The organism is Brevundimonas mediterranea, from assembly GCF_011064825.1.
Lineage (GTDB): Bacteria > Pseudomonadota > Alphaproteobacteria > Caulobacterales > Caulobacteraceae > Brevundimonas > Brevundimonas mediterranea_A.
The window spans coordinates 188,992-204,504 of sequence record NZ_CP048751.1 but is presented as its reverse complement, the minus strand read 5'-3'; the positions used below and the strand labels follow the sequence as shown (position 1 = coordinate 204,504).

General features: G+C 67.2%; 12 protein-coding genes and 1 tRNA gene. 6 read left to right on the top strand and 7 right to left on the bottom strand.

From position 1 onward, the window contains the following. Positions 1-51: 51 nt before the first annotated feature. Genes GYM46_RS01055 through GYM46_RS01040 form a run of 4 tightly spaced genes read right to left on the bottom strand, consistent with a single transcriptional unit; the run spans position 52 to position 4,923 of the window. On the bottom strand, positions 52-984 hold the full coding sequence (locus GYM46_RS01055; RefSeq protein ID WP_164952578.1) for a glycosyltransferase family 2 protein: 933 nt from the start codon (positions 982-984) through the stop codon (positions 52-54). Continuing rightward, a complete protein-coding gene (locus tag GYM46_RS01050) occupies positions 984-1,925 on the bottom strand; it encodes a glycosyltransferase (protein ID WP_008261335.1) in 942 nt (313 codons plus the stop codon). The genes GYM46_RS01055 and GYM46_RS01050 overlap by 1 nt, the downstream gene beginning before the upstream one ends. Beyond that, the gene (locus GYM46_RS01045) at positions 1,922-3,367 is read right to left on the bottom strand and encodes a lipopolysaccharide biosynthesis protein (protein ID WP_008262348.1); all 1,446 of its coding nucleotides are present in this window, start codon (positions 3,365-3,367) and stop codon (positions 1,922-1,924) included. The genes GYM46_RS01050 and GYM46_RS01045 overlap by 4 nt, the downstream gene beginning before the upstream one ends. 11 nt (positions 3,368-3,378) lie before the next feature. Beyond that, the gene (locus tag GYM46_RS01040) at positions 3,379-4,923 is read right to left on the bottom strand and encodes an exopolysaccharide biosynthesis polyprenyl glycosylphosphotransferase (RefSeq protein ID WP_008264150.1); all 1,545 of its coding nucleotides are present in this window, start codon (positions 4,921-4,923) and stop codon (positions 3,379-3,381) included. A gap of 94 nt (positions 4,924-5,017) precedes the next feature. Here GYM46_RS01040 and GYM46_RS01035 point away from each other — a divergent pair. Continuing rightward, a tRNA-Ser gene (locus GYM46_RS01035) sits at positions 5,018-5,109 on the top strand. A gap of 380 nt (positions 5,110-5,489) precedes the next feature. Here the strand turns inward: GYM46_RS01035 and GYM46_RS01030 are convergent. Further along, the gene (locus GYM46_RS01030) at positions 5,490-6,059 is read right to left on the bottom strand and encodes an HD domain-containing protein (protein WP_008261556.1); all 570 of its coding nucleotides are present in this window, start codon (positions 6,057-6,059) and stop codon (positions 5,490-5,492) included. Positions 6,060-6,160: 101 nt separating this feature from the next. Further along, on the bottom strand, positions 6,161-7,813 hold the full coding sequence (locus tag GYM46_RS01025; RefSeq protein ID WP_008260261.1) for an alkaline phosphatase family protein: 1,653 nt from the start codon (positions 7,811-7,813) through the stop codon (positions 6,161-6,163). Between the two features lie 330 nt (positions 7,814-8,143). Between GYM46_RS01025 and GYM46_RS01020 the strand changes: the two genes are divergently transcribed. After that, positions 8,144-8,305, top strand: a complete 162-nt coding sequence (locus GYM46_RS01020; RefSeq protein WP_255343281.1) for a UTRA domain-containing protein — start codon at positions 8,144-8,146, stop codon at positions 8,303-8,305. Here the strand turns inward: GYM46_RS01020 and GYM46_RS01015 are convergent, their stop codons facing one another. Beyond that, on the bottom strand, positions 8,306-9,106 hold the full coding sequence (locus GYM46_RS01015; protein ID WP_008260967.1) for a DeoR/GlpR family DNA-binding transcription regulator: 801 nt from the start codon (positions 9,104-9,106) through the stop codon (positions 8,306-8,308). It abuts the gene before it with no gap. A gap of 359 nt (positions 9,107-9,465) precedes the next feature. Between GYM46_RS01015 and GYM46_RS01010 the strand changes: the two genes are divergently transcribed. From GYM46_RS01010 to GYM46_RS00995, 4 genes are all read left to right on the top strand, one after another. Then, complete coding sequence (locus tag GYM46_RS01010; RefSeq protein WP_040349417.1) at positions 9,466-12,249, top strand: TonB-dependent receptor; 2,784 nt, start codon at positions 9,466-9,468, stop codon at positions 12,247-12,249. A 74-nt stretch (positions 12,250-12,323) separates the two neighbouring features. Continuing rightward, positions 12,324-12,962 (top strand): sulfotransferase family 2 domain-containing protein, encoded by a 639-nt coding sequence (locus GYM46_RS01005; protein ID WP_008261627.1) that lies wholly within the window; start codon positions 12,324-12,326, stop codon positions 12,960-12,962. Between the two features lie 5 nt (positions 12,963-12,967). Continuing rightward, positions 12,968-13,585: an aspartyl/asparaginyl beta-hydroxylase domain-containing protein gene (locus tag GYM46_RS01000; RefSeq protein ID WP_040350001.1), complete on the top strand. Its 618-nt coding sequence runs from the start codon at positions 12,968-12,970 to the stop codon at positions 13,583-13,585. Continuing rightward, positions 13,582-15,513, top strand: a complete 1,932-nt coding sequence (locus GYM46_RS00995; protein WP_008262948.1) for a sulfotransferase — start codon at positions 13,582-13,584, stop codon at positions 15,511-15,513. The genes GYM46_RS01000 and GYM46_RS00995 overlap by 4 nt, the downstream gene beginning before the upstream one ends.

The following is a 15,513-nucleotide window of genomic DNA, read 5'->3' as shown; positions in this document are numbered from 1 at the left end:
GCACCGAAAGAAAGCCGCCCACCGGTCGGCTTGCAGACGACGACTCGGTCGTCAGGCCCCCGTCCGCCGCACCATCGCCGCGCCGTAGAGTTTCGGTTCGAAGCAGCTGGTCCAGAAGACCTTTCCCAGCCCGCGCGACATCCGGTCCAGGGTTTCGGCGCGGGCAGGGCGGCGCAGCAGGGTGAGGGCGAGGGAGGCGAGGCCCCAGACGGCGGTCTGGGCGGCGCCGATCAGCATCCAACGGGCGACGCCGGGCCAGTCGCCGCGGGCGGCGGCCATCTGGCTGGGGCTCTGGCCATAGGCGAAGGCGCGCATCAGGGCGTAGCTCAGGGTGGCGCGGTCGGGGGGCGCGAACTCGTCCACCCAGGCGTCGGCGGCCCAGCCGAACCGGCCGCCGCGCGCTTGCAGGGCGGTGAACAGGCGGTCGTCTTCGCCGCCGGTCTGGTCCATGGCGGAGTCGAAGGGGGCGGGGCCGGGCAGGGCCGTGGCGCGGACCATCAGACTGTTGCCGCAGCCGTGGATCTGGTCGGTCAGGCGGGTCTGGGTCGGGCCGTCGCGGCCGAAGAACCGCTCCAGATAGGCGGTGGTCCATCCCGTGCCCTCGGGGACGCGGCCCCGGATCGGGCCGAACAGGACGTCGGCGCCGGTCTGAGACTGGGCCTGCAACAGGGCGGACAGCCAGCCGGGGGAGGCGGCCTCGTCGTCATCCAGGAAGGCGATCAGGCGGGCGTCGGTAGCGGCCAGGCCCACGTTGCGGGCCGTGGCGACGCCGGGGACCGGGGCGTGGGCATAGGTCAGGGGAACCGGCGCCTCGACGCGCAGGCGGTCGATCAGGGCGGCGGCCGAACCCTCGGGGTCATTGTCGGCGACGACCACGGCGGCGATCCGGTCCAGCGACCCGACCTGGGCGAAGACCGAACGCAGGGCCCGCTCCAGCATGGCGGGGCGGCGCAGGGTGGGAATCAGGACGGCGACGTCCCGCATCAGATGGCGTCCGCATAGACGGCGGCGCGATACAGACGCAGGGCGAAGGCGCGGGTGCGGGTCGGCAACAGCGGCGACAGGGCGGCGCCCCGGGCCAGGCGACGGATCAGGGGCAGGGACGGCAGGCGTTTCAGGGCGCGGGCGGCCTTGTAGCTGGGGTAGGTCTGGACGATCTCGGGGTGCAGGGCGACCACGCGGGCGAAGTTGGCGGCGCCCTGGTCGAACTTGCGCGCCAGGTCCGGCACCGTGTCCAGGCCCATGTGGGTGGCCGGATTGTCGATGTGGACCACCGGGAACCGGCGGGCGACCCGCATGGCCCATTCGACATCCTCCCACCCCCAGCCGGTGAAGCCGGGGTCGAAGGATTCGACGGCGAAGACGTCGCGCCGGACCAGCAGGTTGGAGGTGTAGACGTATTTCTCGGGCGTCCTGGCGCGCTGGGCGGCGCGGACGCATTCGCTGGCGCCGGACAGGGCGCGGTGGACGGCGAAGCGGCGGTCGCGTGGCGCCTGTTTCAGCGAGAAACCGCCGAAGGCCACGGCGGGGTCGTCGCGCGCAATCAGATCGACCCAGGTCTGGAGAAAGCGGGGGCTGTCCGGCTTCATGTCGCTGTCGAGGAACAGCCAGGAGCCGGCGCGGGCGGCGATGGTCAGGCGATTGCGCCCGCGCGCCCGGCCTTCATTGGCGGACAGGGTGACGAGGCGGGCGGGCAGGGCCAGGGCGTCCAGCGCCGCCTTCAGCCGGGCGGTCAGGGCGGCGTCGCCCGTGCCGTCGTCCAGCAGGATCAGCTCGACCCGGCCGGCCAGGGCGGGGCCTTCGGTATCCAGCCGGCGCAGCAGGGGCTCGGGATCGTCGCGCAGGAAGGGGATCAGGACCGACAGTTCGGGCCGGGCGGCGGCCCAGCCGGGGTTGTCGTGGATATCGGCGCGGGAGCCGCTCATGCCGGGGCTCCCCGTCGCGTCTGGATCAGTCGGTACAGCACGTCGCGCACCCCGGCGGCGTTGAGCGTCAGCGCCAGGGCCGCATAGACCAGTCCGCCGACGCTCGCGTCCAGCACCAGTTCGACAAACCCGCCCAGGGGCGGCAAACGCCAGACCACCAGGGCCATGCCGGTCGAGGCCAGGCCGCACCGGATCAGGGCCTCCCACGGAATGGGCAGGGCGATGGCGCGGCGGCTGATCAGCAGACAGGCGACCAGGCCTATGGCGAAGCTGAGGGCCGTGGCCACGGCGGCGCCCAGCACGCCCAGCCGGGGGATCAGGACCAGGTTCAGCAGGATGTTGGCCAGCGCCGGAACAGCCATGGTGACCAGCAGCAGGCCGGTCTTCTTGCCCAGGGTGAAGCCGAAGCCGAAATAATAGGCGATCAGGCCCGACATGAAGGCCGAGGCCGCGATCCAGGGCGTGACCAGGGCGGCGGCGACGCGCAGGTCGGGGCCGATCATCAGTTCGGCCAGGGGGCGGGCGACCAGGGACAGGCCGACGGCGGCGGGCAGGCCGATCAGGATCAGGGTCGAGCCCTGTTCCAGGGCCGTCTGGCGCAGGGCCTCGCGGCCGCCGCGCTCCAGCGCCATGACCATGGCCGGGGCTCCGGCCGCGCCCAGCCAGATGAACATCACGTCCAGGGTGCGGTTCGCCAGGCTGTAGCTGGCGTGATAGGCGCCCACCGCCGCCGCATCCATGAAGCCGGCCAACAGGAAGCGGTCGGTCGAGGCCAGGACCAGGGCCAGGGTCAGCGAGGCCGCGATCGGATAGCCATAAGCGGCGTAGGCCTTCAGCCGCGCGCGATCCACGGTTCCCCCGGCCGACTGGCGCAGTTCGCCCGGCAGGATGAAGGGCAGGGCGAACAGGGGGGCGATCATCAGCCCCAACATGGGCGAGGATGCGCCGGCGCCGGCCAGGGCGAAACCGGCCCCGACCAGAAAGCCCAGGACGGCGACAAACATATCGACCGAGGCGGCCTTGGACACCTCGCCGGCGGCGCGGTAACGCTCCTGCGCCAGCTTGGCCAGGTTGCGGATCGGCGCCCCGGCCAGGCCGAAGCCGACCGCCAGCTTGAAAGCCGGGGTCAGGGGCAGAAGCCAGACCACGAGAGCCGCGACGGGCACGAAGACGGCGATGACGGCGAAGGAGGTGCGGTACAGGCTGGCGAAATGGGCCGCCAGGCCCTCCGGCGTGCGCTCGGCCGCCCAGAAACGGGCCATGGACGCCTCCAGCCAGCTGAAGCTGACCGTATGGGCCAGGCTGGTGACCGAAAAGGCCAGGGCGTAGTGGCCGAAATCCTCGGGGCTGAGCAGGCGGGTGAAGACGACGATGGTCAGGAAGCCGACCACGCCCTGAACGATCTGGGCCGGCAGATAGCCCCAGACGCCGCGCCAGAACATGCGCTTCTCGCTCACCGCACGGCCGCCCGGTCGCCCAGCAGGACGGGGATGGTGATCAGGATGATCCACAGGTCCAGCCAGAAGGACTGGCGCTGGATATAGTCGATGTCCAGCTCGACGCGGCGGCGCACCTCGGCCTCGCTGTCCACCGGTCCGCGCGACCCGCAGACGGCGGCCCAGCCGGTCATGCCGGGCTTGATACGGTGACGGTGGGCGTATTCGGCGACCAGAAGCGCGGATTCGGTCTCGCCGGTCCTCATGCCGATGGCGTGAGGGCGCGGGCCGACCAGGGACATCTCGCCCCTCAGCACGTTGAACAGCTGGGGCAGTTCATCCAGGCTGGAGGCGCGGATGAAGCGGCCGACGCGGGTGACGCGGTCGTCGTCGGCGACGACCTGGCGGCTGGCGGTCGCATCGGCGTCGCAGTGACGCATAGAGCGGAATTTCCACACCACGATGGTCTCCTGGTTGAAGCCATGGCGACGCTGACGGAAGAAGACCGGGCCGGGGCTGTCCAGCCGTACGGCCAGGGCGATCACCGCCATGACCGGGGCGAAGGCGACCAGGGCCAGGGCGCCGATCACCACATCCTGCACTCGTTTGACGAAGGCGCGGCGGTCGGCGTCGGGAGCGGACCCGATCTCGGCCAGGGACGGACCGGCCAGACGATTCAGCGCCGCCTCACGACTGGCGTCGGAATTGAACAGGACGGTCAGGGGATTGGGCAGGGTCTCCAGACGGCGCGTCAGATCCCGCACCCGCGCGCCCGCATCGGCGTCGATCGCCAGAACGATCCGGTCGACATAGGGCAGCATCCGATGGGTCAGCAGGGCGTTGGCCCCGCCCAGCACCGGCACCCCGGCCAGACGGTCAGGCGAGCGGGCCAGGCGGTCGTCGAACACGCCCAGCACGTTCAGGTCGCGCCGTTCCAGCGCCCGCCGGATCAGGGCCTCGGCGTTCCGGGTCGCCCCGACGATGACGATATTGGGCGACAGCAGGCCCTGCCGTCGCCAACGCGCCGCCAGCACCCGCCATAAGCCGTGCAGGGCGACCAGACAGACCGTCGCCGCAAGACCCCAGGGTAAAACCGGCCCCAGGCCGTGCCCGTCCAGGCCCAGACCCACCAGCAGCGCCGCCCCGATCGCCAAGGCGACGATCCCGACCACCCCGACCAGATGGAGCAGGGGCGTCGGCTCTGCCCCGAATCGATAAAGGCCCAGGCTCCGCAGCAGGGCCAGGGCGACGACGACGCCGGTCGCCAGGGGCAGGACGGCGCCGACGGTCAGGGTCTTCACATCGAGAGACCCCAGCGACCACAGGGCCACAACGGCCAGACCGACCACAGCCAGAACGTCAGCGGCGCGGAAATAATAGGCGGCCAGCCGCACGGTCGAGCGCTGGCGCGCGTTGCGCCACACCTCCGGCCGGAACGGACCCCGCTCGGCATGCGGCGCGAGGCTGGCGGCGGCGCGGTCGTTCGCACTCGCTGCGGTCGGCGCGGCAAGAGGACGGGCGCAGTCGGGCATGTCGATCCGGAGTTTCCGCACGGCCGCCACCCTGCATGCGCCGCCTCTATGTCGCGTTAACAACAGGTCTTTGGTTCGAACCGGATTGCACGACGCATCATGCTCGGCTATCGAGCCCTTCGCTGGAGACGTGGCCGAGTGGCTGAAGGCAACGGTTTGCTAAATCGTCGTACCCTGTAAGGGGTACCGAGGGTTCGAATCCCTCCGTCTCCGCCATTTTTTCCCGTAAGTGGCCGTGGCGGCCCGAATCCCGGTCTGCGCCCACAAACGCCGCAGGGACGGCGGTCGCCGCTGATGATCTACAAGGCCTGCCTGGATCTGGACGTCTAGCCCCTGTCGCGGGTGGTCAAGGTCGACGACGCGGAATTGGGGATGGCCGAGGGGCGCAACGCCGGCTGTTTCACCCTGAGGGTCGCCGCCTCGGGCAATATGGTCGGCTAGAGCGAGCAGGCGCTGACGGCGCTGGAGCCGGAGGCGCATGCCCGGATGCTGGCGCCGGCGTCCGAGCGGCTCTATGCGGCGTGCGCCGATCTGGTCATCGATACGGTCGCGGATCTGGTTCCGGCGCTGGAAGCCGAGGCGGCCCGGCGCGCGGCCTAGGCGGAGCGTGCGGCTAGGGCCGTCAGCTTGTCCCTGTAGGTGGCGAGCGGGGCGATGACGGCCCCTTCGGTCTTGCCCATCTCGTCGTAGCGGCGCAGGCGGATGGCCGTATCGAAATGGGGATGGGTGCGGAAGACGGCGGCCTCGTCTTGGTTCATGGGGCCGCCCTGGAGATGCAGGCTCTGGAGCGAGGCGGGGCTGAGGGCGTCCGCATAGCCGGGCTCAGCGTTGGCCAGATAGCGTTTGGCCTCGACGTGTAGTCGGACCGGTTCGGACACCTCGGGCGCGAAGGCCTGTGCCAGCCAGGCGGCGCCAATCCTTTCGTGCACGGCGTCTATGCCGCGATCTGCGGCGTCCTGTCCGTGTTTCTGCAGAAGATGGCCGATGTCGTGCAGCAGGGCGGCGGCGACGAGAGCGTCCGTTTCCCCGGCTTCGCGGGCGTGGTGCGCCGTCTGAAGGGCGTGATCCAGCTGGGTCACGGCCTCGCCGTAGTGGTCGCCGCCCATCCGCTCGAGCAGGTCGAAGATGACGGCGATGAAGTCTTCAGGTGAAGCAGGGCGGATCATGGGCGCTCTATAAGTGCTTTTTGGTCTATACCAAAAAGCCAGGATGTGGGTAGGCGAGGGTGATCGAGCGGGCGCCGCCGGATCATCCCCCGCCAGCCTCTTCAGCGCGGGGTCAGCCGGTTCGGGTCGATGAACTGGCGCGGAATGCCTGGACCCTCGACATAGGCGCCCAGCCAGGCGCCGCCGCCGCCGTTGAACCATTCGACGCGAATGGCGTGCTTGCCGGGTTCGAGGCGGATCGTGCCGGCGGCGGTGATCACGCCGTGATCGCCGTCATTGTCCACGACCGTCTTGCCGTCGATATAGAGTTTGCTGCCGTCGTCCGAGGCGGTCGAGAAGCCGTATTCGCCGGCGGTGTCGATCTGGATCTGGCCTTCGAACACCACGGCGACCGCGTCCTCGCGCGGCAGGGTCAGGCCGTCGATCGTGATCTCGTGCACCCTGCCGGATGCGACCGGCGTCAGGCGGGAGAAGTCGGGCAGCCGCACCGGGGCTTCGGGCAGCAGATAGACGCTGTAGGTCACGCCCCGGCTGGCGGCGATGCGCGGGTCCAGAACGCGGAAATAGCCGACCGACGGGACGCTGGCCGGTTTTCCATCGACGAACAGGCCGGCCCGAACAATGGTGTTGCGCGTGATCTCGACCGGGCCGGCGTAGACGGGGGAGGCGGGTGTCGGCGTCGAGTTGTCCAGCGTATAGCGCACTTCGCCCACGGCGTTCGGGTTTTGCAGGCTCATGCGGGCCGGGCCGTCGATGAACAGGCCGCCGGGCGGGGTGTTGCCCGATCCGGCCGGCAGGATGGCCGGAGAGGCGTAGAAACTGCTGGTGCGATAGGCCTGGACCGGCATGGCCTCGCCCTGAAGGATCGGCCGCACCGGGCGGCCCAGCCAGGCGTAGGGAACATCGGCGCCCAGCAGCCAGGCGACCGTCGCGCCGGTGTCGAAGGTGTTGATGGGCAGATCCAGTTCGACGCCGGGCTTTACGCCCTCGCCATAGGCGATCCACGGGATTTCCAGCTCGGCCAGGCTTTCGCCGCCATGGCCCTTGCCGACGCCGCCATGGTCGGAGGTGACCAGGATGACCGTGTCCTCGGCGATGCCGGCCTCGACCGTCGCCTGGCGGATGCGGCCGATCAGGGCGTCGGCCTTGGTGACCGCTTCATAATAGTGGGGCGTGCCGTGGCCGTCGGCGTGTCCGGCGTGATCGACGTGGTCCAGGTGGATGAAGAGGAAGTCCGGACGCCGGGCCTTGATATAGTTGACGGCCAGGTCGGTGGTCTTGTCCTCGTCCGCGCCATGGGCGTCGTAGTCGACGAAACGGTGGCCGTAGAGACGGCCGAAGCCGTCCCAGTTGTAGATGGAGCCGATCTCCAGCCCCGGGTTCTGATCGGTCAGGACCTGGAAGATCGAGGGGAAGAAACCGCCGGAGCCGGTGACCGAGGTGGGGAAGTTGAACTCACCCACCTGCCAGTCGTTGCTGGTGACGCCGTGTTGCTCGGGGCCGGCGCCGGTGATGATTGAGGCCCAGTTTGCGCCGCTGGTGGTCGGCAGGACGCCGCGGGCGTGCAGGCTCCAGCTGCCCTTGGCCATCATGTCGTCCAGGACTGGGGTGTCGGCCTTGTTGACGCCGTCGGGGCTGAGGCCGTCGACGCCGATGATGATCACATGGCCGGCGCGGCGGGGCTCGGCGTGGGCAGGCGCCGCGGCGACGAGGGCGGCCGCCAGAAGGGGCAGGCAGAGGAGGGGCGTGCGCATGGAAGGGCTCCTGAAGACATGGCGGGGCCAGGCCGGGGAGGGGCGCCGTTATTTTCCCGACCGTCGTCCGCGCCGCATTTGCGATGAGGGCGTCACTGGTCCGTACCAGACGGAAGGCCGATGGTTGGCGAAGCTTTCGTGAAATGGCGGCCTTAAAGAGCGCGCTTGGTGATAATCGTCTGGCGTCGGAAAAACGGCTCGATCAGTCAGGTGCCTGTATGACGAACGACCTGTCGCGCTTTTTCGTTCGACCAGTCGCTGACCGACATATTGAAGGGCGCCTATGGGCTGTCGGTCTCGGGCGACGTGGTCAGCATGCAGCCCTGAGCCCTGACTGGCCATGAGGCCGAGGTTCTGGGGGTGAAGTCCGGTCTGCCGGGTCTGGCGGTGCGGCGCGCCAGCTATGACGCCCAGGGGCGGGTGGTGGAGTCCGACCGCGAGCACTGGCGTCACGACGCCGTGCGGATCAGGGTGGACACGCGGGTGCGTTGACTAGGTCGGATCGGCGACATGCAGCCGGGTGTCCCACTGGGCTGCGACTCTGGAAACGCCGCCGGGCGGGGGCAGGTCGGTCACCAGGTCCTGGACGTCGCGGAAAGACGCGACCTGGATGAAGCCGGACTTGGCGAACTTCGTATGGTCGGCCAGCACGACGATGCGGCGCGCCTGTTCCAGCAGGCTCTGTTTGAACGAGGCCTCGTCGGCGTCGAAGTCGAGGAAGCCCCGGTCCGCGTCCACGGCGCCCATCGACAAGATGGTCAGGTCGGGGGCGAAGCGGCGGCAGAAGGACTTGGCTTCCGGGCCGAAGGCGGCGTTGTGGACCGGATTGACCTGGCCGCCCGCCAGCAGCAGGCGCTGGCCGGGATTGCCCAGAACCTCGTGCGCGATCTCGACGCTGTTGGTGACGATGGTGAGATTGCGCACCGAGGCCAGGGCGCGAGCCAGCCAGTGGCAGGTGGTGCCGGAATCGAGCAGCAGGGTCATGCCTTCGGTAACAAGGCCTGCGGCCTTCTGGGCGATCTTCTGCTTGGACTCGGCGTTTTCGCGCAGGCGGATGCGATAGGGCGCCTCGATCAGATTATTGGTCGAGGACAGTCCGCCGTGCACCTTTTGCACAACGCCGCTGCGCTCCAGTTGGCGGGCGTCGCGGCGGATAGTTTCTTCGGAGACCTGAAACCGCTCAGCGAGTTCGGACACGGTCCAGAAGACCTTCTCCTCCATCAGCTGAAGGATCTCCGCCAGGCGGGCGCCTTGGCTGAGATGTTTCGAGTCTTTGAGGAGGGGGGCGCTCATGATCGATCCCCTTACCAACGCCAAATCCCACACACAACCACATAAGTAGCCTTAAGCCTCTCATATGAATGGCGTTCTAGTGGGGCCAGGTTTTCGTTCCGCATGCAGCTTAAAATCCAGCGAGTTGGCGTGTTTCCTGACTTCTGGATTGATTGGCTTAGGTATTTTGGCTGAGGGATCTCCAGGGCGCCGTTTTGGCGTTCCCACACATAACCACATAATTCAACATAATTCCCTCAAACCGTCACATGACTGAAACGCCCGCGACCTAATGAAGCCGGACTTGGCGGCGGCGGTCAGATTGGCCGTGCGTCGGACCGAGCCGCTTGGTTCACACCAGTTTGTCGGGGGACACGATTATGTCGAAGCAATATCCCGTTCGGGGCATGGGCCCGAACCTCAAGAAGGTGCTGTTGGCGACGGTGTCGGCGGCGGTCGCCGGCGCCAGCGCATCCGCAGCCTTCGCCCAGGAGGCGGCGACCGCCGAGGTCGACGAGATCGTCGTCACCGGCTTCCGCAAGTCGCTGAGCGACGCGCGGGCGATCAAGCAGGATTCGGTCATCCAGGTCGACGCCATTGTGGCCGAGGACATGGCCAAGTTCCCGGATCTCAATCTGGCGGAATCGCTGCAGCGCCTGCCCGGCGTGCAGATCAACCGTGAGGCCGGCGAGGGCCGTCGGATCTCGCTGCGGGGCCTCGGTCCGGACTTCGCCCGGGTGCAGCTGAACGGCATGGAAGTGCTGGGCAACGTCGACTCGGCGCAAGACAGCCGCGGCCAGCGGTCGCGTGACCGCGCGTTCGATTTCAATATCTTCGCTTCGGAACTGTTCTCGCGGGTCGAGGTCGAGAAGACCTTTGAAGCCGCGCAGAAAGAGGGCGGCATGGCCGGCACCGTCGGCCTGTTCACCGGCAAGCCCTTTGACTACGGCACAGGCGCCGACGGCGCCCTGTCGCTGAAGGTCGGCACCAACGAATATACCGAAGACACCCAGCCGCGCATCGCCGCCCTGTTCACCCAGAACTGGGACAATGTGTTCGGCGTCTCCTTCTCGGCCGCCTACAGCAAACGCGAGACGACGGAGCAGGGCCACAACACGTATAACCGTTCCAACCCCAGCGCCGCGACGATGCAGAGCCTCGTGACCAAGGGATTGAACATCTCCGGCCTGTCCGCCGCCCAACGGGCCAAGTTCCTGTCCGGAGATCTGTATTTCGCCGACGGCAATCGTATCTCGTCGTGGAACGCCGAGCAGGAACGGCTGGGCCTGACGGCGGCGGTCCAGTGGCGTCCGATGGATGGCATGGAACTGACGCTCGATGTGCTGCACGGCGAGTTCACGACGCGCCGTAACGAGTATCATCTGGCGACGCGGCCTCTGGCCTCGACCGGTTCGGTGGCCTTCGACACGGCCGCCGGCGGCGTCTGGCCGTCGATCTTCCAGTCGGCCTCGGTCATCAACGACCTGACCTGGGACAGCGACAACTACGTGACCATGACCGACGTCACGGGCGCCACCTTCGGCAGCGAGCATCGCCGGTCGCTGAACGAGAACAAGTTCAATCAGGTCGCGCTGACCGGTGAATGGGAAATGTCCGACCGTCTGAAGTTCGACGGTCACGTGGGTTGGGAAAAGTCGACCTATGACACGCCGTATGACGACAAGCTGTACATGCGCGCCAAGGGCAATCTGATCGCCAACTATGGCGAGAACGGCCAGTCCGCCTCGTTCGAATATCCGAACTGGGACCCGACCAATCCGGCCAACTATGCGATGGATTCGTTCTACTACCGCGCCTTCAACAATGAATCAGAGCTGCACGAGGGCGAGCTTAACGCGCGGTACGAACTGAACGACACCTGGACGCTGCGCGCCGGCGTCGCCTATCACAAGTTCCGCCAGCAGGGCGAAGACCTGTTCTATGACGACAATGTCAACGGCACGCGGTCCAAGATGCGCGGCACGGCGGTCGGCGACGTCACCTCGGTCTTCACCAACGCCTTCGGATCGTGGCTGGTCGGCGACTATGACAAGGCCTTCGCCAAGTACAACGAGTACCACCGTCTGGAGCAGAACAAGGACGGCACCGGCGGCGCCTTGCAGGACATCGAGAACGTCTATGAGACGACCGAGGAAACCCTGTCCGGCTTCGTTCAGGGCGACTGGGACAGCGAACTGTTCGGCCGCCGCTTCCGCGGCAATATCGGCCTGCGCGGCTACAGCACCGACACCCACAGCACCGGCTGGATCCAGGGCGACAACTATGCCTATCTGGGCACGACCGACGTGGAAGGCAGCTACGAGGGCGTGTTGCCGGCCATGAACGCGGTCCTGGAAGTGACGCCGGAGGTGCTGGTGCGCTTCTCCGCGACCCAGAACCTGAACCGTCCGGGCCTCGGCTCGATGGCGGCCGAGGGCAGCGCCTTCCAGGACAGCTCGGGCAAGATTACTGCTTCGCGCGGTAATCCAAATCTGGAGCCCTACAAGGACAACACCCTGGACTTCGCCGTCGAATACTACTTCGGCGACGTCGGCCTGATGTCGGCTAGCTTGTTCCATAAGGACATCAAGAACTTCATCGAGACGGTGAGGTTTACTGACGTGCCATTCAGCGAAACGGGGGTGCCTTACAGCACCATCCCCGGCGCGACCGCGAGCACTATCGTCAATGAGTTCTCGATGCCGGTGAACAAGGAAGGCCGGGTGGAACTGACAGGCCTGGAACTGGCGGCGCAGAGCCAACTGTCGTTCCTGCCTGCGCCGTTCGACAATCTGGGTGTTGTGGCGAACTACACCTACATCGACATGCCGGACGATCTGACGGGGATTTCCAAGACAAGCTACAACGCCACGGTCTATTACGAGACCGACCGTTGGGGTGCGCGCGCCTCGCTGAACTATCGCGACAAGTGGTACACCGGCTACAATACTGCCGTCATGAGCGCCAGCACGCGCGGGTTCGAAGGCGGCACCTATGTCGACGCCGCAGCCTTCTTCAACATCACCGAGTCGTTGCAGCTGACGTTCGACGCGGTCAACCTGACGAACGAAAAGGACACCCAGTTCTGGGGTCAGAACGAGTATCTGTACAATCAGAACCAGAGCGGAACGACCTATACGGCCGGCCTGACCTACAAGTTCTGATCCGACGCTTAGACTAGGCTGGGCGCCCCGCCCCCTTCGGGGGGAGGGGCGCCCTTTTCTGGATGTCCAGAAGCATGATCGTTTCCCACCATCACCGGTTCATCTTCGCCGCCGTGCCCAAAACCGGCACCCATGCCGTGCGCCGCGCCCTGCGCGAGCAGATGGGGAAGGAGGACCTGGAACAGGTGGGGTTGTTCATCGACAAGCGCTTCCCCTGGGAAGATCTGGCGGCGATCCGCCACGGCCACCTGTCCCTGCGGCAGATTCGACCCTATGTCGGCGAAGAGGCGTTCGCCGACTATTTCAAGTTCGCCTTTGTGCGCAATCCGTTCGACCGGTTCGTCTCCTACTGCGCCTTCATGCTGCGCGACGGCGACGTCTTCCAGCGCCGCCCGCGCGACGTGATGCGCCACTTCCTGTTTCAGCAGCCGCCGGAACAGCACATCCTGTTCCAGCCTCAGGCGTCGCTGCTGGCGGACGAGGACGGCAAGACCCTGCTGACCGATCAGTTCGGGCGGGTGGAGGAGATGCAGGCCTCTTACGATAGTCTTTGCGCCCGTATCGGCATCGCCGCGCGTCCGCTGGACCGGGTGAACGCCAGCACCCACGGCGACTATCGGCTCTATTACGACAAACAGCTGATCGACGGCGTCGCCGCCCGCTATGCTCAGGATATCGAACTGTTCGGCTACAGCTTCGAAGGGCTGAGGTGATCGCCATGACCGTCGCGCCCGCCGCCAATCCGCGAAAGACCGCGACGATCCGCAGGCTGGGGCCGGTCGATATCGCCGCCCTGCATGCCGCCGTGCTGGAGATTCCGGAAGCCGTCTGGGACGCGGAAAACCAGAGCAAGCCGAACAAGTTCGAGGTGCTGGACCAGACCCGGCACATCGTGTTCCGGTTCGTCGACAGTCCGCGCGACTGGCGAGGTTCGCACGATCGCCCGCTCTGGGGGGCGTGGCGCGCGCTGCTGGAGCCGGTGCTGGCCCAGGCGGTTCAGGCCTATGGCTATGGGCGGGGAGTCTTTCCGCGCGTGATGCTGGCCCGGATGCCGGCGGGCGGCGTGATCCATCCGCATATCGACGCCAATCCGGCCGCCAAATGGCCGCACAAGATCCATGTGCCGATCACGACCAACCCGGAGGTCGTCTCCTTCTTCGGCGGGCAGGAGCACCGGTTCCCGGTCGGTGAGGCGGTGGAGGTCAATAATCTGGGACCGCACTGGGTGCGAAACGGCGGCGCCACCGACCGAATTCATCTGATTTTCGAATACTATGACGCGGACCAGCCGGATCCGAACTGGCTGGCGCCGCTGCTGGCCGCCGCCCCGCGATGATAGCGGCGGCTGAGCCCGTCGGCGCGCCGACCGATCGCGACGCCCTGCTGCGTCAGGCCATAGACCTGCGCGCGGCGCGGCGGGCGCCGGAGGCCCTGGCGGTTCTGGATCGGTTGCAGGGGCTCCATCCCCGATTCAGCCGCGCTTTGCAGGAGCGGGGTCACTGCCATGTCCTGCTCGGCGACGCGCCGTCGGCGCTCAAGGCTCTGGGAGAGGCGGTCCGGCTGAACCCCAGCCTGCCGGCCAGCTGGGACATGCTGGAGCAGTTGCACCGGATGCGAGGCGAGACTGGGCCTGCGGACGGGGCGGCGCAGAGGCTGGCGATGCTGAGGCGTCTGCCGCCGGAGATCGTGGCGGCGGACAGTCTGTTGGCCGACGGCGATCTGGCGGAAGCCGAGACGGTCATCCGTGATGTGCTGTACCGCCAGGGGCCGTCGGCCGGGGCCTTGCGTCTGCTCGCGCGCATTCGTCAGGCCTGCGGCGATGCGGAAGAGGCGGAGACCCTGTTGGAGGGGGTGCTGGCCAGTGCGCCGGACTATGAGGCCGCGCGCTTCGACTACGCCATGATTCTGTTGCAGCGGCAGAAGCCGCAGGCGGCGCGGCGCGAAGCGGAACGACTGCTGCAGCGCGAACCAGAGCGACGAGAGCATCTGAAACTGTTCGCCGCCGCCTGCGTGGCCTTGGGCGACTATGAGCCGGTGATCGAGATTTATCGGCGGCTGCTGGACGGGGCACCCGTGGTCGGCGCCGAGACGGCGGAGCTGAGGCTGTGGCGTGCGAACGCCCTGAAGGTCACGGGTCGGCTGGAGGAGGCGGTGGCCGACTATCGCGCCGCCCTGGCCGCGCGGCCCGACTATGGCGTCGCCTGGTTCAGTCTGGCCAATCTGAAGCTCCACAGCTTCTCGGACGCTGATGTCGAGCGGTTGCAGGCCGCGGCGGCGCGGACGGACTTGCAGGATATGGACCGGGTCTATCTGGCCTTCGCCCTGGGCAAGGCGCTGGAGGATCGGGCGGATTATGCCGGTTCGTGGCGTTGGTACGCCCAAGGGAACGAGGTCCGGCGTTCGCTGGGCCGGTACAGGCCCGAGGTCGCCGAGGCCTGCGCCGCGCGCACCACCCAGGCGTTTACGGCCGAGGTGTTCAACGACCGCGCCGACTGCGGGGCGCCGGACGCCGATCCCATCTTCGTTCTGGGCTTGCCGCGTTCTGGATCGACGCTGATCGAGCAGATCCTGGCTTCGCATTCACAGGTCGAGGGGACGCAGGAGCTGACGGAGATCGGTCGCTACGCCGGCGAACTGTTCGGGCGTGATCCCGACTGCGGCCTGCCGGTTCGGCCGGCGGCTGTGCTTCAGATGTCGGCGGCGGAGGCTCGTGCTCTGGGCGAAAGGTTCCTGGCCGAGACGCGGACCTATCGCCGGGAGGGGCGGCCGTTCTTCATCGACAAGATGCCGAACAATTTCTGGCATATCGGCCTGATCCATCTGATCCTGCCGAAGGCGAAGATCATCGATGTGCGGCGCGAACCCATGGCCTGCTGCTTCAGCAATCTGAAACAGCTGTTCGGCACGACCAATCAGGAATTCACCAACGATATCGACGCTATCGCCCGCTACTACCGCAGCTATCTGGACCTGATGCGGCATTGGGACGAGGTGCTGCCGGGACGGGTGCTTCGGGTGCAGTACGAGGATCTGGTCGAGGATCTCGAGGGCGGGGTGCGGCGGATGCTGGAGCATTGCGGGCTGGCGTTCGAACCGGCCTGTCTGGACTTCCATCAGACCCGGCGCAGCGTGCGCACGCCCAGTTCAGAACAGGTGCGGCGACCGATCAGCCGCGACGGCCTGGCGCAGTGGCGCAACTACGAACCCTGGCTCGCGCCGCTTCAGGCCGCGCTGGGCGACGCCTTGATCCGTTACAGGGACTGA